Raw genomic sequence first — 21,287 nt, forward strand, 5'->3', positions numbered from 1 at the left:
CGCCAGGCGCCGCAACCACTCGCAGACCTATCTGATCACGGTCGCCGGTCTGAACCTGGCCTTGCTGTCGATCCTGCCGGCCCTGAAAGTCGCGCCTCTGGCCGTGACCCCATTGCTGCAGATCGACACCTTCGCTTGCCTGTACATGGCGTTGATCCTGGTCGCCACCCTCGCCTGCGTCACCCTCGCCCATGCCTATCTGGGCGATGGCGGTTCGGGTTACCCGGGCAACCGTGAAGAACTCTACCTGCTGATCCTGATGGCCGCCGCCGGTGGTCTGGTTCTGGTCAGCGCGCAGCACCTGGCCGGTTTGTTCATCGGTCTGGAACTGCTCTCGGTACCGGTTTACGGTCTGGTGGCTTACGCCTTCTTCAACAAGCGTTCGCTGGAAGCCGGCATCAAATACATGGTGCTGTCGGCCGCCGGTTCCGCGTTCCTGTTGTTCGGTATGGCGCTGCTGTACGCCGACTCGGGTTCGCTGAGCTTCGTCGGTATCGGTCAGGCGCTGGCTGCAACTGGCCTGCCTAGCTCGCTGGCACAATTGGGCCTGGGCATGATGCTGATCGGTCTGGCGTTCAAGCTGTCGCTGGTACCGTTCCACCTGTGGACGCCGGACGTCTACGAAGGTGCGCCGGCACCGGTCGCTGCTTTCCTCGCCACTGCTTCGAAAGTGGCCGTGTTTGCGGTGATGGTGCGTCTGTTCCAGATCTCCCCTGCCGCGAGCAGTGGCGTACTGAGCGACGTGTTGACCGTCATCGCCATCGCCTCGATCCTGTTCGGTAACCTGCTGGCACTGACCCAGAGCAACCTCAAGCGTCTGCTCGGTTACTCGTCCATCGCGCACTTCGGCTACCTGCTGATTGCACTGGTGGCGAGCAAGGGTCTGGCGGTGGAAGCCATCGGCGTCTACCTGGTCACCTACGTGATCACCAGCCTCGGCGCGTTCGGCGTGATCACTCTGATGTCCTCGCCGTACAACGGCCGTGACGCCGATGCACTGTACGAGTACCGCGGCCTGTTCTGGCGCCGTCCGTACCTGACCGCCGTACTGACCGTGATGATGCTGTCCCTGGCCGGCATCCCGCTGACCGCTGGCTTCATCGGCAAGTTCTACATCATCGCCACCGGTGTCGAATCGCACCAATGGTGGTTGGTCGGGTCCTTGGTACTGGGCAGCGCCATCGGCGTGTTCTACTACCTGCGCGTGATGGTCACCCTGTACCTGATCGAGCCAAACCTGCGCCGCCACGATGCGCAATTGCACTGGGAACAGAAGGCAGGCGGCGTCATGCTGCTGGCCATCGCCCTGGTTGCGTTCTTCCTCGGCGTTTACCCGCAGCCATTGCTGACACTGGTTCAGCAGGCGGGTCTGGCGGGCTGATAGCTCCGTCGCCTTTAGCTACAAACAAAAACGGCACCTTCGGGTGCCGTTTTTTATGTGTGATTTTTTCAATAGCAAACAGTATGTGTCGAGCAAACGGCTGCCAATCACCGCTGAAGAAGTGGTCGCCATCCGTCAAAAGCTCAATCTCTCCCGGTCGGTGTTTGCGATGTATCTGCACACCAACGCCCGAACGCTCGAAAACCGGGAACAAGACCGCGCCATACCTAATGCGCAAGCAACTACGCTGATTCGTCTGGTTCAGCGTTTTGCGCAGATGATCGAACAACTGGCGCCTCTGAGCTGATGTTCACAGTTCGCCTGAAGAAGTGAAAACGCCTTTCCTCTGGCGAGGAAAGGCGTTGACTACATTCTGCGAACCAATGTTTGTCAGCCACTACTTCCGTCATAGCGGTTGCGAATGATCAAACTTGCAGATTCGCCGTCGTAGTAATTGATATATATCCAACCATTGTAAGCGGTGAGGTTTTCTACCGTTGGCTTGCCAGTCACCGCGACAGTCACCGGCACCCTCTCCGCAGGTTGTCCCGTAAAGGTCGAAGTCGCGCGAATGCCATACCTCCAATACGAGGCTGATCCTCCCATTTCCTGAGGACCGAACCTTTCAGATATCCTGGCCTTGTTATGCCCCAGAGACATAGGCAAGTCCAAGGAACTGAAATCCCGCTCCAAGACTTTCAACCGCACCGAAAAACTGCCAAGTGCAGTGCTTTTGACGCAGTTCAACGACCAGTTCACACCGGAATCACTCAATGTCTGCGGGTCGGTCGGACTCACGGTAACGCCAAGTTCGGCCGCTTGCGCACTCAACTCCAGCACCACGTCGTGACCAAGCAAGAAACTGCGGTCCTGGGGTCGCACGGTCACTGTATGTGTCGCTCCAAGGCAGGGGAACGCCGGGCCGCCGCCAAACAGCTGCGGGAATGCATCGAAATCAACCTTCACCGCCTCGGCCAAATCCCCCGCTTCCACATACGCAGGTATTTGCCAGTCAGGCAGTACCGGGGTGGTCAGGTTCAAGCCGAAGATGCCGCCATTCCCGTTGTCGGTAAAAATATACCAATGCGCTGATTGCCCTTCCTTTATCTCCTGAGGCATTTCCAGGTCCGGGGAAAAGGTCAGGCCACGCTCCGCAGCGCCCCACAGGTCTTGCAAGGTTACACTGGAGCCGATCAAAACACTGCCTTTGTTGACCTTGAGTTCCAGCTTATAGGCTACGTCTCTTCCCCTTAACAACACGAGATCGCCCTTGGTCAGGTCAACCTGCTGACCGTCCAGATACAGCTCGGCCTCCTGCGCCCATTCGTCCTGCTGAACAGCGTTCACCTCGTAAGTTTCGGTCATGACCACACCCTCGTTGGCCTGGGTGATATCCGCCAGGATCTCACGCTTGCCGATCGTGTCCGGGGTATAGGCATATTGCGTCCAGCCCTTGAGGTCGGTCGTGGTTTCCGTCAAGGGTTCCAACTCGCCTTTGAGGCGCCACTGCACTTTCACGCCTTCGATTGCCTGCCCGTTGTCTGCAGAGATCACCTGTACACGCAACACTACGCTCTGCCCTGTGCCAACGACCGGCGTGCCAAGTACCGGAATGGCGTCACCGATTCCGTACAGTGACTCGACCACGTGGAAACGGTGAGGTTGAGTCCACTCGGAACAGTCTCCGTCGGCTATCTGCTGCGCCTGAATGTCGTAAGTATCAACTTCCCACTCCTCCTCGGCGTTCCAGCGCCAAGTGATAGAGCCGTCGATAGAGGCAAACGGGAGCTCGGGTTCTGCGACATGGCGCAGCACGATCTGCCCACCGGTTTCACCGCTGCCCTGGATCCTGGGACGGCGCAATGCATTGCCATTCGCTCCTGGCACTCGAATAACCGGTGTTGCTGGCGGTGCGTGTACGGTGAACACGTGAGGTGTACTCCAATCGGAATCCGGGCCATTGCTTGCCTGTTTCGCTTGAAGTTCGTTGGTGCCAGGCACCAAAGGATTCACCACCATGAACTCCAGAATGCCATCGGCGTTTGCTGTGTCCTCGCACAACGTATCACCACCGACAAGCCGGACGGTGAGCAGTGCACCGGGCAGGCCGACGACCTGAATGGTGGGGTATCTCGAGGTTCCGCTGCCCGCCTGCGGTTGTTGGAACCTGGGGGGATCGGGCCTGTCCGCCGCGTCCACGGTAAAGGTACAGGTGTCACTGGCATCGGAGTCCACGCTGTTTACGGTCTGCACGACCTTGACCGTATTTTCGCCAGGCACCCATTCCGCTGACGGGGTGAAGGTACGTTCCGCCCCACTGCCGGCGAAGTCGCCAGCCACCGGTTCATCGTTGTCGGTGAGCATTTTCAGGGTGACCGCTCCGGATGCCACCTCGGTAATGTTCAGCGGCTGTTTCAGTGCGACCGGGGCGGGCGGTGCCGCGATAGCCGGTTTTGGAGGCTTGATGTAGAACTCAAGCCTATCGGTGGCTTCGGACGTTTCCCCGTTTACGCTCTGTTGCGCGTTGATCAGTTGTTGCCCGGGCTGCCAGGGGAATTCGAAAAACCATAGGGTTGCGTCGTAGGTCACGGTGCCCGGTACAGGTTCGCCACTGTCGAATTGCACGAAGACTGTCGCCCCTGCCACGCAAGTTCCTTCCACCCTGACATTGGCCAAATGACTGGTTTTCGGTAGAGGGTGGGTGATCGCTGGCCTGGGTGGTTTCGCGGTCACCGAAACGGTGACCGGGTCGCTTGGGTCAGAGAACACATCATCCACGGCCTGTACCGCCTCGACATGGGTGGTTCCTGTCCAATCCATGGCGGGTGTAAAGATGCGCGATACGTCACTGCCATCGAAATAACCCGGCACCGTTTCGCCGTCCTCGGTCAGCATTTGCAGGGTAACGTCACCGGCCACTACGCTGGTAATGGTCAGTTGCTGTTTCGAAGTAACCGGGTTCAATGGCTGTCGGATGACCGGTTTGTAGGGGCGCATCACAACGCAAACCACATCGCTTGACTCGGAATTCACGCCACTGACGGTCTGCATGACCTTGACCGAAGTCCTGCCCGGTGCCCACCCGAACCTTGGCGTGAAGGTGGCGATATCACCGTTTGATCTGAATTCGCCATCCACCCTGGTGCCTGCTTCCGTGAACATTCGCAGGGTGACAATACCGCTTGAAACATCCTTGATGGTCAGCACCTGATGCGATGACGCCGGGATGGGTGGTTGTTCGATTTCCGGTTTTTTGGGGGGCGCGTACACAATAACCAATACGCTTGGCGACGACGCTGCACCGTCGATAGTCTGCACGACCTTGATTTTTTGCGTGCCGGCCCAGTCCGCAGTCGGTGTGAACGTACGCGATGCGTCGACTCCCGTAAAATCACCTTCAACCGCCGCGCCATCTTCGGTAAACATTTGCAAGGCAACGGCACCGGGGACGACGCCGGTAATGTTCAGACGCTGTCTCGGCACGGCCGGTTTCGGTGGCTGGTCGATTTCCGGCTGGGAGGGTTGCACCAAAAAGGTAACCACATTGCTTGGATCGGATGACACGCCGTCCACGGACTGCACGGCCATGACCGCATTGTTGCCCGCAGGCCAAGGCGGTGACGGTGTGAACTTGCAAGGGGTTCCAGTGCTGAATTCGCCAGTCACCGTTGCGCCTGCTTCGGTCAACATGTGCAATGTGCCGGGGGCGAATGAAGCGTCCTCAAGGATAAGTGCGTATCTCGAGCTCACGTAGCTTGGTGGCTGAGCAATCGACAGTTTGGAGGGTTGCACCGCAACGGTAACCAGATTGCTTGTATTGGCGACGTTGCCCACGGTCTGCACAACCTTGACCGTGGTCTTTCCCACCTTCCACGCCGCCGTCGGGGTGAAGTAGCGAACGGGGACGCTGTCCGTGAAGGAGCCTGCAACCGGTCCGCCTGCCTGCGTGTACATTTGCAAGTCGTTTTGACCGGATGAGGAGAAACTGATGGCCAGCACCTCTTTTACTGCTGCCGGGTCAGGTGGCGGAGCAATAAACAGTTTCACCACAATGGGCACCAACTCGCTTGGGGTGGAGGGGATACCGTCTACGGTCTGTACGATCTTGACTTGGGTGGACACAGACCAGTCTTGCGCCGGAGTGAAGGAACGGGTCGTGCCGCTGCCCGTAAATTCGCCTGCCACTTTTGCGTCAACTTCGTTGAACATTTCCAGCAAAGTAGCATCGAGTGAAACGGATTTGATGCTCAGCGTCTGCCTGGCTGTGACCGGAACGGGAGGCCGCTCGATGATCGGACTGGAAGGACGAACATTGACGGGTACCAGTCTGCTTGAATCAGATGCCACATCGCCCACGGTCTGCACGGCCTTGACCTTCGTGGAGCCCACCGCCCACGCTCCCGACGGTGTGAAAGTGCGAGTGGAGCTATTGAAGCTGCCAGCAACGGGTTCGTCTTTTTCCGTGAATATTTGCAGAGTGGCCTTCTCCGGCCAGACACCATTGATCTTCAGCACCTGTTTTACTGAGCTGTAGTGGGGTGGAGATTCGATCTGCAGCGTAGGCGGTTTTACGCTGACGACCTTGATATCTGACCAGGCAGAGCTCTGTCCGCTGACCGGTCCTACCTGTTTTGCAGTGATCAAATGCTTACCAGGGGGCCACGCTTCACCGCTACTAACCGACCAATTGCCATCCTGCCAAACAGTCGTGGTTAACTGAACACCCTTGTTCTTGTCTTCAAGCCAGATCTCAAGCGTGGCGTTCTTGAGGCCACCCTCGCCGCTAACGCTGACTTTACGGTGTGGGTAAACAATGACGCCGACAATTTGCGGCGCAAACAGGGCGGCAAAATTGGTATAGACCGCCCAGCGAGAGGGTACATCCTCATAGACCTGCAACGCCGTCATCGAAAAGCTCTCGGTCATCGGCAGAGGCTTTGTCAGGGTAGCCGTCCAGTTGCCATCTTCATCCACCGGCGCAGTTCCGATCACCAACTCACGTTGATCATACTCATACAGTTTGACCAAGGCGTCTGGATAACCTCTTCCACTTATTTGCGGTAGCGGAGTATGTACAACCTTAGGATTTGTGATCATGGGGGGCGGAAAGTCAACTTCAAATCTCATGGTTACCGAGAGGGATTTCGACTTATCAGAACTTAACTCATGATCATACGTAAACTTGAATTCCACTTCTGCCGAATGCTTATTACCTGCTATAGAACCGCCACCACTGATCTCATGCCAATAACCATCCTGAATCGCATTATCGTTTGTTAATTCCCTTTCAGACCAACTCCCTGCCGAGCTAAAACTCAAGTAGACATTACCCTTGCGCCTGCCGTTATCGGTTGCCGCATAACGCTTTGCCTGACAAGAAAACAAAGAACCTGAAGGATTCCAAAAACACTCCACTAAAAGCTTTGCTTCCCATGGCAGGAATAAATCCGGGTACTTCACATGCAACACCAATGTTGAAAATGACTTAACATTATTTCCTTCAGCGCCCTCCCCCTGAATGCTGCCCGCTGAATATTCAATAAATTCTCCGCCGCCGATAGCGTACGAATTTTCCGGCACTTCCACAGCGCTGCCTTCTTTTTTAGTATCGTCAGTTTCCATGAGGGGTCTCCCTGACTATTGGAAATTCAAATTAGAAAAAGGCACAGCAGCAAATAATGTAAAAAACACAACACAAAAGTTTGCCTACCTACCGGGAGCGAACTGAAAGACACAATAGTTTATTGCGCAGGCCACTCACAACTGTCACTTCTGACAGGCCTTCATAACTAACAGAAATCAACCCTTCAAAAAAACTTCGTTTTTATTATAAAAAAGTCGTCAGAAAAAAAGCCAACACAAGAAAAAGCGTTTCAAAAGCCGCAAAAACCAAACCTACAAACAAGCAAATAGTTCTAAACAATTATTACATGTTCCAATTAGTTCTATATAACCCCCCTCAACCTGTCAGGTCTGACAGGTTACGCCCCCCGCGTTTATCGTTAGTTTGCTCCTACCGGGCATTGCATCAATGCCGCTCTTGGCTGGTAGGAGAATCACACTCATGGCTGACAACAATTCGTTGCTGCAGAGGCTGGTCAAACCCGACGTCTCGACACAGAAGGGCCGCACCGACTTCGCAACGGCCATGCAGAAAATGGGTTTCACCTCAGTCTTCGATATCGTACGTCAGCCCAAAGCCGCGTTCGTCCGCCAGCTCGCCGAATTCACCGATGCCAACGCGGAACTCGCCTACGACAATGCCATGGGCTATGCAGCGCTGATTTCGCGCTTGTACCGGGAGTACCAGACTTCCTCCGGTAAATTCCAGCAACTTACCCACCGTAGCGGCGTTCGCGCTCTTGTTCCGCTGGGGCCAACTTTTCAATATCTGTTCAAGGAAAGCTGGGACGACTTCTGCAAGGTCGGGGCGCTTGCTGCCATTGATATGGTGATCGCCTACCTGATCAACTTAAGGGTGTTTCTCCTGCAACTGGAAGCGACTAACGAAGACCCCAAGCGCCTACTGATGGACAGGCGCCGTCCCGACCTGAAGGAGCTCTTGATCACCCACGAAAGCACTTTTACCCCAAGGCCAATGCTGGAACTGGTCACCCAGTTATTGGAAGATCGTTTGGGTGCTTTTCTGGAAACCAATCCGACTGATAAAGGCAAGTCCGCCCATGAGGCAGTGGCTGACCGGCGCTATCCCTTCGAACTGCCCTACAACTTCTATCACCATCAATGTCAATTGGGGCTGGCCGATAAAAAGCCTCGTCTGGGGGAATTGAACTATCGGGCCAGCCTGTTACTGCCGATCAAACAGCAATCAAGCAACGACTATGGCGAAGTGCAGAAACCGGTACTGCAAGCGCAACGTTTGTTATGCGGATTGAGCACGGAGCAACAGAACGTGCTGATCGAGCCCTCAGTGTTCAGTCATTTTTATCTGACCCGAGATGACCTGATCAAAGGGTGGGGAAGCCCAGGCACCACCCATCTGCGCCCGCATATCCCTCACAAAAGCTGCTATTTGTTGCTGACGGATCAGGAGGATGTCGCGGCCGTCAATCCGCAGGCACTAACGCCCACAGAAGTTGCAGGCAGCAAGACCGTCCTATCGCTGACCTTTCGCAAAGGCACCCAGACACAGGCTGCCAACGTCGATCTGAGTTCCAACGTTCCAGTTCTTTCAACGGGCTGGTTGATCAATCGCCTGCACGCTGCGTCAACGAACACCGTCATTTCCTACCTGAAGGGCGCCGCGTCCCTCCCCACGCCCACCGCACAGGGATACACCGCCAGTTTCGATCTGGTCACTGCCACCGCCGCCGGCGCCGAGCCCGTCAAGCTGGCCCGACAGCGCTTCACCCTCACGCTCGATGAGCACTACACCCTGACACCTGCGCAAATGGATTTTTTCAGAAAGTCTTACGGTGTCGAGGTTTCGCAAAGTTCGCCGCCGTGGCAATTGACGCGCCTGACAGACTTCATGGCGCACACCGGCCTGAATGCCGAACAGGTTGAAATGCTCCTGTGCCGACAGACCCGCGCGGTGCGTTTGTCGCCCAACTGCCCCAGCCAGAACCCGCAACACGGGGGTGTGACGCTCCCGCAGGCTGCCGCAAAAGTGCTGCCCTTCCCCCACCCGAACCAGTATGGCGCCTGCTACGTCAACGGCACCGGCGCCGGTGCTGACCTGTATGACAGCGAGCGGGAACCTGACGCCGAATCGATCATCCGTGATCAGTTCGACAATGCGATGGGGCTGGAACAAATCACTGTGGGCGATAGCAAGCAATGGCGCCTGAGCAAAACCTCGCTCAACCGTCTCGACCGCCTGCAACGCATGATTCGCTTGCAACGCTGGTTGCAGATCCCCTTCGCGAAGCTGGACACGCTGATCATGTCTGCGATCCGTGCCGAGGGCGAAGACAACCTGGCGATGGAACTTAACGAAAACACTCTGCGTGCATTGGGCGTCTATCGCTACCTCAATCGGCGCCACGGCATCGAGCCGGAGGAGTTCGCCGCACTGATGCACGACCTCTCGCCTTATGCCAGCGGCAAGGATGAAATGCCGTTGTTCGATCAGGTGTTCAATCGCGTGCAACTGTTCGACACCCCTCTGGTCCTCGACCAACAGCCCATCAACCTGGAGGTCGTCGACACCGCCACGCAGAAAACCGTATTGCAATTGTGTGCCGGCCTCGGTGTGCAACCGACTGAGGATTCGTTTCTGTTGATTGCCTTACAAACCCAGAAGTACCTGACCACACTCAAGCGCGATTTGCCCACCGTCTCCTCGTTCTACCGCCAGGCCCGGATTGCCCGTCTGTTTGGATGCTCGGTCGCCGAGTTGCTGACGCTGGCAGGACTGCTCGGAGGTTCTGCTTATAAAACCGTGTTGGCGAGCGGCCACTTGAACGCGCAGAAGACCAGGGAACAAGCGGACATTCTCGATGTGCTGATGCAGTTGGACTGGGCCGTAGACTGGCTCAAGGACAGCCAACAGACCGTCACACAATTGCAACAACGCCTGGGCCCACATGCCTCGGTGCGGGTCGAAGAACTGGACGGTGATCAGCAAGCCCAAGTGGACGAGCCGCCGCCCCTGCCCGACGATCTGCTTGAGCGCCTGAGCAAGTTGCAGGACGACACGCGCCGCAGCATGGTGACCAAAGCGCAAGTGGCCGCATTGGGCCTTCCACTGCGTAAGGATGGAAAAAGCCGACCGCAAGACATCCAATGGTTCGGGCTACTGGTCAGCCATAAACTCATCACGACAGACGGCCTGTTAATGGGCCTTGATCGTGCACTGACGCTGGTGGACGAACCGATCACCTGGCTACAGACAGGTGTCGCGCAAGTACTTAAAGACCTCGACCTTGAACAAGCTGTCAAAGACATGTGCGCCGAAAAACTCATCGAACTGCTGCTCGGTGCACATGACCGCCAGGTTCAGTTGCTCGAAGGATTGTTCCAGGAAACTGCCAAGCTGGCGCCGGACCGCTGCCGGGCGGTCATTCACTGGGCGCAGTCGTCGGTCTACAGCATTCTGGTGCAAGCGCTCAAGGAAACGCTGACCCCCGCATTGATCGAGCATTACCAGCGCGTCTCACGCCACGCCGAAATTGTTGTGCAACTGAGATTGAGCAACAGCGCCTTGCGCTTGTTCGTGGTCAATCCAACATGGCTGGGGGGCTCGGCATACGAGGGCAGCAACAGCGAGCCGTGGCTGTGCGACCTCTATCTGCTCGAACGCTTCAGTCAATGGTTCCACAGCCAGAGCCAATCGGAGGACAGCGTGCTGAGCTACTTCAGCGGCGCCAATCCAGCCAAGGCGCAATTGAAAAACAAAGCGCTGCGCACGCTCGCGAGCGAAACGGCCAACGCAGCACTGGCTCGTTTGCTGGAGTGGTCCGAAATGGAAGTGACCACGCTGACCAGCACCCTCCCCGATGAGCGCGCCAGCTCAATGGCCCAGGTCGACTGGGTACGTCGTTGCCAGGCCACTTGTCAGGCCAGCGGGCTGTCTGCCAAAGCACTGCTGCAAGCCACAGGGTTGACTGAAACAAGCCTGCTGAACGACTGGAAAATCGTTGGAGACGCGGTGATGGCCGCCAACTCTGCCTCTGACTCAACACTGGCCAATGGTTAAGGAACGATCATGACGAGCGCCTTCGACGCCCCCCTCAATGAAGCATTTCGTGACGCGATGCTCGCCCTGTATCTGCATGAGGCCGTGCCCAACGACCCGTACCTGATCGAGCAGGGGTTGACCCAACAAATCAAGACTGCCAACGACCTCTACGAGTTCTGGTTGCTGGACGTGCTGATCAGCCAGGATGTGCCGACCAGCCCGGTGGCCTGTGCCATTGCCAGTTACCAACAACAGATCAACAGCATGATGCTGAACATGGAGCCGGGGTACAGCGACGACAGTTTCACACCCCAGCAGATCAAGACCTGGCGCGACGGTCTCAATCGCTACCCGATCTGGTCCGCCATCCAGCAGTTGCATTACTTCCCTGACATCTACCTTGACCCCACGCTGCGCCTGACCAAGACCAGCAGTTTCGAGCAACTGGAAAACGACCTCAACCAGGCACAGATTCAGCCCGAAACCGTACAGACTGCCGTTCTGTCTTATCTGGCAAAGTTCGAGGAAATCGCCAACCTGAAGATCTGCAACGGTTACATCGATGGCGAAGATTTCGCCAACAGTACCTATTACTTCATCGGCAAATCCCCCGCCGAAAATGCCTACTACTGGCGCTCACTGGACATGAGCCAACGCCCGGTAAAAGAGCCCGCCGCCGCGTCTGGCAGTGTTCCGGACAAATTCGACAAGCCCCTGCCCAATGCCTGGTCGGACTGGCAGAGCGCCAATGTGCCGATTTCGGAAAAGGCCCTTGAACACACGATTCGTCCGTGCTGGTTCAACAACCGCTTGTTCGTGATCTGGGCGGAGCTGGAACTCCAGGATGCGGACGCCATGCAGTCCCCTGAAGAAGGGAGAGCCGAGACCAGCGTCAAGGTCAATCCGCGGTTCCGTTTGTATGCCAGCTACAAGAAATACGACGACAGGTGGAGCACGCCCCGGGTCTATATCGAGAGCTATTGCCAGACGCCGGCGCTCGTCGCCAAGCCCCTGGAACAGATCGCAGAGCAAACCCAGACCATCGCGGTGTATGACCACTCCACATCGCCAGAGTCGATGGTGATCATGTTGTATTCGAACTATCAGGACATACCTGGCGATATTCCCGGCAATCGCGACAAATATGATTTTCTGCGAACGGTGCGGATCGACAAGAACTTCAATGTGACGTCGCTGTTTCCGTCATATGGCGTGGTGCCCAATGTCAAACCAGGCGCGCCTCCATCCGCCACGGCGTTGCAGGATGGCTCAGGGCATGTGCTGCTGATCGGCCACATCTTCGCCAATAAAAACGCTGGCCGTTTTCAGTACTGGCTTCCCTCCAGCACCCCGGTGTTTGGTGCTATCGAGCACGCAACACCGGAAACAGAAAAGGACACTTGGGACTTCAACGATTGGCAGTCGCGCATCAAGACCTGTGAAGAAGATGTCGAGCTTGTCTACCATCCTGGCGATTCAAGTATCGGATTGACCTTGAGACTGAATGAAGGCTTTCCGGATGTCACCACGATCAAGTTCTCTGTTTATGGTTATTCCAACGAGGAGCTCTTCCACTTAACTCTAGTGTTCAGTCATACCGACAAGCGTGAATGGCTCACGCTGCTCGAAGGTTCGGAGATCAAGTCCTTCGGTGAATTCATGAATAGCCACGATACGGTGTATTGCTTCAGAGGCTGGCCAGACAGCATCAGAAGTCTTATTTCCGATCCTGACAGAAACAACCGAACTGAATTCTCCGTTCCTCCCATAGCGCCGGGCGGCAGCGCATCTCTGGCAGGGAAATTGGCGGGTTCGTACATACTCGACCGATTGCGCGATTCCCCTAATGAAATTTGGCTCTCTGATGTCTGGCGCGTTCCCAGAGGTGAAGAGCAATCTACGATGTCCATCTTTCCGCTCATCCAAAATCATGTCGTCGAGACTTATGGTTACCAGCTTTTCATAGGGCACCCTCTGGACGTAACGGCCACTGAGTTTCCTGCAAAACTTGAAGATATACGTCCCCTGTATAGCTCCGGGATCGTCGACAAACTGCCCGAAAACTCAGGCGGGGAAGGAATCACAGTCCCCGTCGACAAGATTAGCTACCAACCCGTCGGCTGGCCGGTTAAATGGCCCGACAAACCGAATGAGCTGAAAATTCCACTCGTGTACGGCGTCTTGATCCACAACAAGCATCGCTTAGGCCATTCACTCGTTGGCGCAGCCCTCAAAGCGGTATCCATCACTTGGGGAGAGACTCTCGCAGCAGAGCAAAAAAAAGCGCCGCTCATCAACAACAACGACAACGCTTCTCTGGGCAATGCTCAATACATCGACTTTACCGAATCAAGCATCAATTTCAGTGACGGATGTGAATCTAAAGAAGGTTATCGAGCGCCCATCCGCATGAACACCACCTTCGCCCGGGAATTGATCCAGCTCGCCGAAAGCGGCATGGATCCGCTGCTGAGTTGGCACACCCAGACACAGCAGACAGAACCGCCCATTCCCGATGGTCTCGGCGCGCAATCGATGGATTTCTCCGGCGCGTACTACCTGTATTTCCTCGAACTGTTCCTGTACTTGCCATGGCTGGTGGCGTATCGCTTGAATGAGGAACAGCAATACGAAGAAGCCAAACACTGGCTGGCGTATCTCTTCAACCCTTCACGGCAAAACGCAGATCCGGGGCATCCCGGCTATTGGCAGGCTGTGCCTCTTGAAACGCCCGTCTGGCCCGGTGCGCCAGACCCCAGCCAGGCCATTGTGTATCCGGACGATCCGCATCAGATTGCACTCAGTTTTCCCGTGCACTTTCGCAAGGCCTTGTACGGACTCTATATCGATATCGAGAGCAATCAGGCTGATCAGGTGTACCGAGAACTGACACCGGACGGTTTGGCAGAAGCCAAGTTGCGCTATGTCCATATCCTCGATTTGCTCGGGCCGCGCCCGGATGTGCGGCAAGTAGACGATTGGTCACCGATTACGCTGGATGAGTTGAGTGCTGCGAAAAATGACGACCTGCGTGCCTTCGAACAACAACTGATCGCCACCCAACGACAACTTCAGGAGCAGCCGCCGCTGCGCATCGGCAAGGCCCCGCAATCGCAGGACGCGCCATTGCTGTGTCTGCGGCCTTACCGCGAGGATTCATCGTTGTCCACCGTGGACAATCCGTATTTGCGCCGTCCGTTCAACCCTGAACTGATCAAGCGCTGGGACAGGGCCGAAGGCCGCTTGTACAACCTGCGCCATAACCTCGACATGGCGGGTAATCCCTTGAACCTGCCGTTGTTCGCCGCGCCACTGGACCCGCGCGCCCTGCTCGCTGCCTGGGGCCAGGGCCTGTCCGGGGCGGCGCTGAGTCGGCTGTTGAACCCACAGATTCCCCATTACCGCTTCAGCTTCATGTTCGCTCTGGCGCAGAACGCGGTGGACAGTGTGATCCAGTTCGGCTCGACGCTGTTGTCACTGATCGAGCGCAAGGAGCAGGCGCAGTATCTTGAGTTGCAACAGCAGCAGGCGTGGAATCTGGCGAAGGTGGCGGTGGATATACAGGTTCAGGCTGGGAAAATTGATGAAAAAAACAAGGAGGCGTTGCTGGCGAGTCAGGTCATCACTGAGGGGAAACTTGCCTATTACCAAGAGTTAGCAGAACAAGGATTGAGCCGTAATGAAAAGATTTCCAACGATGCACGCTTGAATGCCAATACATATGAATCAGGAGTTGGCTTAGCTCAAAAGGCCTCATCCCTCGCTAAAACGATACCAAACATTTTCGGACTTGCGTTGGGCGGGATCGACCTAGGAGCTGCGTCACAAGCAGTTGTTCATACCGTTGAAGGCTCAGTCATAGTTGATCGAGCTACTGCTGAGAATGCAGATCTCACCTCTCAGTTCGACCGACGCGGTGCGGATTGGAAGTACATGTACGACCAGGCAAAACTCGAAGCCGAACAGATCGAAGCACAACTCGCCGTCTACGAAGAACAGCACAAGGCCACCCAACTGCAACTGCGCCAGGCACAAACCGCGCTGAACCACGCCAAAGCGACCCACGACTTCCTGCTCAGCAGCAACCGCTTCAGCCGCTCACAGACCTACGACTGGCTCAACAGCAAGTTCGCTGGGTTCTACAACGGCGCTTATACCACCGCGCAATCGCTGTGCCAGGCGACCGAGGCCTGCTGGCAGTACGAAATGGGCGATTTCACGCAAACCTTCATCCGGCCCGGTGGGTGGAACGCCACCTACCGCGGCCTCGGTGCCGGCGAAGAGCTGAAAATGAGCCTGCAGCGCATGCACGGCGATTACCTGAAAAACAATAAACGCGAATTGGAGATCCGCAAAACCGTCTCGCTCAAAGAACTCAAGACCAAGTACCCAGACGTCGCTGGCAACAAGACCTGGGAAGAGATCAAGCAGACTCTGACGGACAATGGCACCTGTGAATTCGAACTGACGCAAAAAATGTTCGACGACGATTACGCCGGGCATAACCACTACCTGCGTCGGATCAAGACGATCAGCGTGACCCTGCCGATCAGCATTGGGCCTTATAAAGATATCTGCGCCGTGCTGACTCAGACCTACAGCAAAGTTGAAATGGCCGCCACCCTCGGCAACGCAAAGGAAAACCTGCGCGCGAGCCAACAGATCGCCCTCTCCCACGGCACCGACGACAACGGCCTGTTCCAGCTCAACTTCCAGGACGAACGCTACCTGCCATTTGAATGCACCGGGGCCATTTCGCGCTGGGTTCTGACCTTACCCAACCACGAAGCCCAAAAGGCCATGATCCTCTCCCTCCAGGACATCATCCTGCACCTGTGTTACACGGCCAGACGCGAGGGCGGTTCGCTATGAACGGACAACAGCCACCGCAACAGTCGACGATGCAAATCAACACCCCTGCTCTACCGAAAATGGGCGGCGCCATTCAAAGCGTTGGCAAGGGCTGGGGAGGCGTTGGCACCTCCGGCACGGCGTCCCTGGAACTGGCCCTGCCGATCTCTCCAGGCCGCGGCTTTGCCCCAGCGCTGGGGTTGGGTTACAGCAGCAATGTCGGCAACAGCCCGTTCGGAATCGGCTGGCAAATGACGAACAATGCCATCAGCCTGCGCACCACTCAAGGTACGCCAATGTACGATGGCACCGACCAGGTGGTGGGGCCTGGTGGCGATGTGTGGATGCCCGAGCGTGACGAAAGTGACGGTAAACCGATTTTCCGTAGCGTCACCGAATACAACCACCGGCCACTGGCCGGCGAGTACAACGTGGTGCGTCACTGGCCGCGGGTCGAGGGTGAGTTTGCCCTGATCGAACATTGGTTCTCTGCCACCGACACTGCGGGTTTCTGGCTGATACACGGCGCAGATGGCAGTCTGCATGTGTATGGCAAAACCGAAAGCTCGCGTCGCAGCGACCCGAACAACCCGCAGCATGTCGGCGTGTGGATGATCGACGAAAGCCTCAACACCCGAGGCGAGCACATCGTCTACGAGTACAAAGTCGAAACCGACCCGCCCCAAGCCCCGCAATGGCATGACTACCGCGCTCAGCGCTATCTCAAACGCGTGTGTTACGGCAATGCCGAGGCCAACCCGCACCTGTACGCATGGGAAACCGATAGCTGGAAAAAGCAGCACTGGCACTTTCAACTGGTGTTCGATTACGGCGAGCGCAGCACCGATCTTGAGCAGGTACCGACCTTCGCTGAACAAAAAACCTGGTCCGGTCGCGGCGACCCGTTCTGGAACTACAGCTACGGTTTCGGACTGGGTACCCAACGCCTGTGTCGGCAAGTGTTGATGTTTCATCATTTCACCAAGGAACTGGGGGATTCGCCCGCACTGGTCCAGCGTCTGCTGCTGGAACACCGGGTCAGTCCGTTGGGTTACAACCAACTGACCGCGGCTCATATTCAGGCTTACGATGGCCTGGGCCAGACAGAAAGCCGACCGCCGATGGAGTTCAGCTACAACCCGTTCGAACTCGACTCGACGCATCGCAACTGGACACCGTTCGCGCAAATGCCCGGGCTCAACGACGGCCAGCACTATCAACTGGTGGACCTGTACGGCGAAGGTATTCCGGGGGTGCTGCGTCGTTACGACCAGGCCTGGTATTACCGCGAACCATTACGCAGCGAGACCGGCGGCGACAACGTGAGCTACAGCGACTGGAAACGTCTGGAGCACATTCCTGTGACAGACAGCAGCAAGCCGATTCACCATTCGCTGACTGACCAGACCGGCGACGGCAAGCTCGACTGGGTAATTGCCATGCCGGGGATGTGTGGTTGTTTCACCCTTGATCCGGACCGTAACTGGTCCGCTTTCGTGCCCTTCGATGCGTTTCCCAACGAGTTTTTCCACCCGAAGGCGCAGATGGCCGATCTGGTCGGTGATGGCCTGATCGACCTTGCGCTGATCGGCACCCGCAGTGTGCGCCTTTACGCCAACCGCCGTGCGGCAGGGTTTGCCAACGGCGTCGACGTGCCTCATTCGGTAAAAACAACTGAAGGGGATGACGATGAACTGCCAACACCGAGTAATACGCTAACCGAGTTGGTCGCCTTCGCCGATGTACTCGGCAGCGGCCAACAACATCTGGTGCGCATCCGTTATAACGAAGTCAAATGTTGGCCCAACCTGGGCCATGGGCGTTTCGGCAAGGGTTTTGTGCTGTGTGCCTTGCCATTTGTCGACAGCGAATTCAATTGCGCGCAGGTGTTGCTGGCCGACCTCGACGGCTCGGGGGCGACCGATCTGATCTACCTGGAGCCCGATGGCCTGCGGGTATTCATGAACCATGGTGGCAACGGTTACGAGCAGACCTGGGACGTATTGTCCTGGCCCGAAGGCGTGCACTACGATCGGCTCTGCCAGGTCAGCACCGCCGACCTGCAAGGGCTCGGTTGCTCCAGCATCGTCCTGACGGTGCCGCACATGACGCCCCAACACTGGCGCTATGATTTCGTCAAAGCCAAGCCTTACCTGATGAATCGCACCTGCAACAATATGGGTGCCAGTACCGGCGTCACCTATCGCAGCTCGGCCCAGGAATGGCTCGATGAAAAACAGGAGCAACACGCCGCCAAGGTCGAAAACCCGGTCTCCCGCCTGCCGTTCGCCATGCATCTGGTCAGCCGGCAAACGCAATTCGACGACATCACGGGTAATCGACTGAGCCAGGGCTTGCGCTATCGGGGTGGTTATTACGATCGCCTTGAACGCGAGTTCCGCGGTTTTCGTGTACTGCTGCAGACCGATACCGAAGCCTCGGCGGCGGAGCGCGCAACAGTCGGTTTCACCGCGCCAATCCTCAGCAAGACCTGGTTCCACACGGGGGATGCCATCGATCCTGCGAGGGACGGTTATTACGTTGGAGATGAATTGGCTGTTGCCCTGCAACCCACGTTGCTGCAGAACTACCACTTCAATGATCGGGCGACGCAGCCCTTCACCGCCGATGATGAAAGCATCAACCGTGAAATAGCCCGAGCCCTGAGCGGCAGGGTACTGCGCTCGGAAACCTATGCGGCAGATGACGACCCCCTCACCGCGGTGCCGTACGCGGTTCAGGAACACCGCCATCTGGTGCGGGTGCTGCGTCCCAAAGGCAAGCATCAGCCCTACGCGGTGCTTCAACCTCTGGCTCTGGAGTCCATCAGTTACCAATATGAGCCAGCCATCGCGGACGACCCGTTGTGCCAGCATCACATCAACCTTGAGTGGGACGAATATGGCGCCTGCGTCCACAGCTTCGACGTCCACTACGCACGACGCAAGCACGTTGACGATACGCCGCCCTTCAGTGACGAACATCAGCAAAACTGGTGGAAGGATGCCCATGACGAGGCGCAACAGAACTGGTACCTGACGCAAACCAGATCGCTGCCCATCCACTTGCCGAACACCCAGGCGTGGCGCCTGGGCCTGCCCTATCAAAACCGCACGAATGCCCTGGTTCTGAAAAATACCGCACTGAGCCCCGCCAGTATCCACCATGACCGGTTTCTTGAACTGAGCCAGGAAAATGGGGAATGGGCAAAACAGGCGATGCTGACGAGTCTGTCCCGCCAGCACTACATGGACCCCGAGAACGGCCAGCCCCTGGCGCCTGGGGCCGCGACCTTCGAAGGGTTGACCGCTCACCTTGAAACAGCCGAACTCGATGAAATCGCCCTGAGCGCCTACGACAGGCTCAAGGATGATCAAGGCAACATGCCCTTCAACCTGAAAGAGAAACTCGAATCACCGCAAGTGGGTTACCACATCATGGATCGGTTCCTGCCCGAGGTAACCCGGCAAGCGGTGCAAGATCCCGGGGACGCCAAAAATTATCTGTGGTCGGTGCATCACGGCTTTCCCACCTACCACACGCTGGATGGCTTTTATAACGTCCAGAAGTACCGGGAAACCCGCAGCCACGGCGAAACCCTGATCACCTACGACACACACTGGTGCCTGACCATCGCCGTGACCTTGCCGGACGGTTGCACCACGCGCAGCCTCGATGTGGATTACCGCACCTTCCTGCCGGCCGCCATCGAGGACGCCAATCACAATATCCAGGAGGCGCGCTACAACGCGTTCGGCGAACCGCTGATTACCAGTTTCCATGGCACGGAACTGGGAGAGCCGGTGGGCTTCGATCCGCTGGAGACCTATGTGCCTGCGCCTGACCGTGACCCTGCCATCGCCATCGCCGATCCGCACAAAGCCATCGGCAATTTTGCCAGTGCCGGGTTCTCCGATACGTTCAGCTGGATGGGCCGTCTCTCACGAACCGCGCCACCCTCCCCGGCATGGTTCGAATGGGCCAGGGCTGAAGGATTTGTATTGCCTGGCGGGCACCTCTGCGACAGGGCCCGGCAACATATTGCCGCCCTGGAAAAACCCGACCCGAACGAGACGATTCTCAAACAACAAATCGACGCGGCACAACGTGAACCGGTTTACGCCGTTGCCATGCTGGCCGACCGCTATCCCGACGATGTTGAAAAGATGCAAGTGCGGGTCAGCATCACCTGTTTGGACGGCTTTGGCCGGACCCTGCAAACCAAACAGGAAGTCGAACCTGGCCTGGCCTGGCTGACCCATGAAAACGGTGAACTGATCCTCAAGCCTGACGGCACGCCAGAGCAAGCCCAGGTGTCGAGACGGTGGCGCGTCAACGAACCGGTGGAGTACAACAACAAAGACAAAAAAGTGCGGATCTACCGGCCCTACTTCGCCGACCAGCCGCGCTACATCAATGACCGGTCAATGCGCGAACATGCCTATCACGACCAGCAATTCTACGACGCGGCGGGGCGCCCGACCGAAACCGTGCTGGCCAAGAAAATGCTGCAAGGCAACCCGGCGACATTGAAGCCCTTGCGCCGGGAAATCTGGTACTGGATCTGGTGCACGGTGGCCTTCGATGAGAACGACCTGTTTGAACCGCCACCGGAACAACGGCGTGGCAACTGGTGGTCATGAAGATCGGCATTGATTCATCTTCCCCGCGCCTGACAGCCATCGACAGCCGCGGCTTGCCCGTGCGGCAGATTGCTTACTGGCGCCAGGCGGCTGAAACCGAGGCGCGCATCACGCTTCAACAGCATGACGCCGCCGGGTGGTGCGTCAGCCTGATGGGCGAAGCGAATCTGCTCGCGATGGCGTCAGCACAGCCAGCATCTTCGTTGGCGGCCCCAGCGCTTTCGCGAGCAGGCTCTCGCCCACAGGTTTAGGCGGCTGGTTCGACCTTATCCAGCGCGCTGTTCACCGCCAGTTCGCCGAGCATGACGATCTGTGCAATCCCCAGCAACGTCTTGCGGTGCGTGCCTTCGAGCAACGCGGCGAAGTCACCGAGCATGACGCTGGCCGAGGACAGGGACTCGCTGGCGTTGGCCAGCAGGGATTCGGTGTCGGCGGTGGGGTTGACCAGGAACATCTGGTTCTGGACATAGGGCGTGGCCATGATGGCGGCCGTGGGTTTGAGGTAAAAGTCGAGGGCGCGGTCGGCGGCTTCGTGGAGTTTGCGGGTGTCTTCGCCCGCGTAGGGGGACGTTGTATTGGCGTCCGCAGGAACGGTTGTTGCCGGGGGGTTGGGTGTTGGCTTTTTCATGTTGTTTCTCCTTCTGAACGTTGAAGCTGATCCATTCGGTTCCACGCGAAGGGGTGGCAGCTGTACGCAGGTTGGAACCCGGGGAACGGAGAAACCCGGCAGACTCGAAAGTCTCCCGCGTACAGCCGCCATAACAGACTG

7 protein-coding genes and 1 pseudogene are annotated in these 21,287 nt (G+C 57.1%); 6 read left to right on the plus strand and 2 right to left on the minus strand.

Annotated elements, in window-relative coordinates; translation table 11 throughout:
• Both nuoN and ACIOU6_RS14730 read left to right on the plus strand, forming a co-directional pair.
• The coding region (gene nuoN / locus ACIOU6_RS14725) for an NADH-quinone oxidoreductase subunit NuoN (protein ID WP_401137387.1) at window positions 1–1,381 on the plus strand (1,381 nt) is incomplete at its 5' end.
• A gap of 94 nt (window positions 1,382–1,475) precedes the next feature.
• Window positions 1,476–1,688 (plus strand): annotated as a pseudogene (locus tag ACIOU6_RS14730) (helix-turn-helix domain-containing protein); the annotation flags it as partial.
• Between the two features lie 83 nt (window positions 1,689–1,771).
• Here ACIOU6_RS14730 and ACIOU6_RS14735 read toward each other — a convergent pair.
• Window positions 1,772–7,003, minus strand: a complete 5,232-nt coding sequence (locus ACIOU6_RS14735; protein WP_401137390.1) for a hypothetical protein — start codon at window positions 7,001–7,003, stop codon at window positions 1,772–1,774.
• A gap of 442 nt (window positions 7,004–7,445) precedes the next feature.
• On the opposite strand from ACIOU6_RS14735, the gene ACIOU6_RS14740 reads away from it, so the two are divergent.
• Genes ACIOU6_RS14740 through ACIOU6_RS14755 form a run of 4 tightly spaced genes read left to right on the plus strand, consistent with a single transcriptional unit; the run spans window position 7,446 to window position 20,769 of the window.
• The gene (locus tag ACIOU6_RS14740) at window positions 7,446–11,042 is read left to right on the plus strand and encodes a Tc toxin subunit A (RefSeq protein ID WP_401137393.1); all 3,597 of its coding nucleotides are present in this window, start codon (window positions 7,446–7,448) and stop codon (window positions 11,040–11,042) included.
• Window positions 11,043–11,051: 9 nt separating this feature from the next.
• Window positions 11,052–15,896, plus strand: coding sequence for a neuraminidase-like domain-containing protein (locus ACIOU6_RS14745; protein ID WP_401137396.1), 4,845 nt, complete (start codon window positions 11,052–11,054; stop codon window positions 15,894–15,896).
• The gene (locus ACIOU6_RS14750) at window positions 15,893–20,518 is read left to right on the plus strand and encodes a SpvB/TcaC N-terminal domain-containing protein (protein WP_401137399.1); all 4,626 of its coding nucleotides are present in this window, start codon (window positions 15,893–15,895) and stop codon (window positions 20,516–20,518) included. The genes ACIOU6_RS14745 and ACIOU6_RS14750 overlap by 4 nt, the downstream gene beginning before the upstream one ends.
• On the plus strand, window positions 20,515–20,769 hold the full coding sequence (locus ACIOU6_RS14755; RefSeq protein ID WP_401137402.1) for a hypothetical protein: 255 nt from the start codon (window positions 20,515–20,517) through the stop codon (window positions 20,767–20,769). The genes ACIOU6_RS14750 and ACIOU6_RS14755 overlap by 4 nt, the downstream gene beginning before the upstream one ends.
• Here the strand turns inward: ACIOU6_RS14755 and ACIOU6_RS14760 are convergent.
• On the minus strand, window positions 20,766–21,146 hold the full coding sequence (locus tag ACIOU6_RS14760; RefSeq protein ID WP_221730401.1) for a DUF6124 family protein: 381 nt from the start codon (window positions 21,144–21,146) through the stop codon (window positions 20,766–20,768). The genes ACIOU6_RS14755 and ACIOU6_RS14760 overlap by 4 nt on opposite strands.
• Between the last annotated feature and the right edge of the window lie 141 nt (window positions 21,147–21,287).

This window comes from Pseudomonas sp. NPDC087615, assembly GCF_044743445.1.
In the GTDB taxonomy this organism is placed as follows: domain Bacteria; phylum Pseudomonadota; class Gammaproteobacteria; order Pseudomonadales; family Pseudomonadaceae; genus Aquipseudomonas; species Aquipseudomonas baetica_A.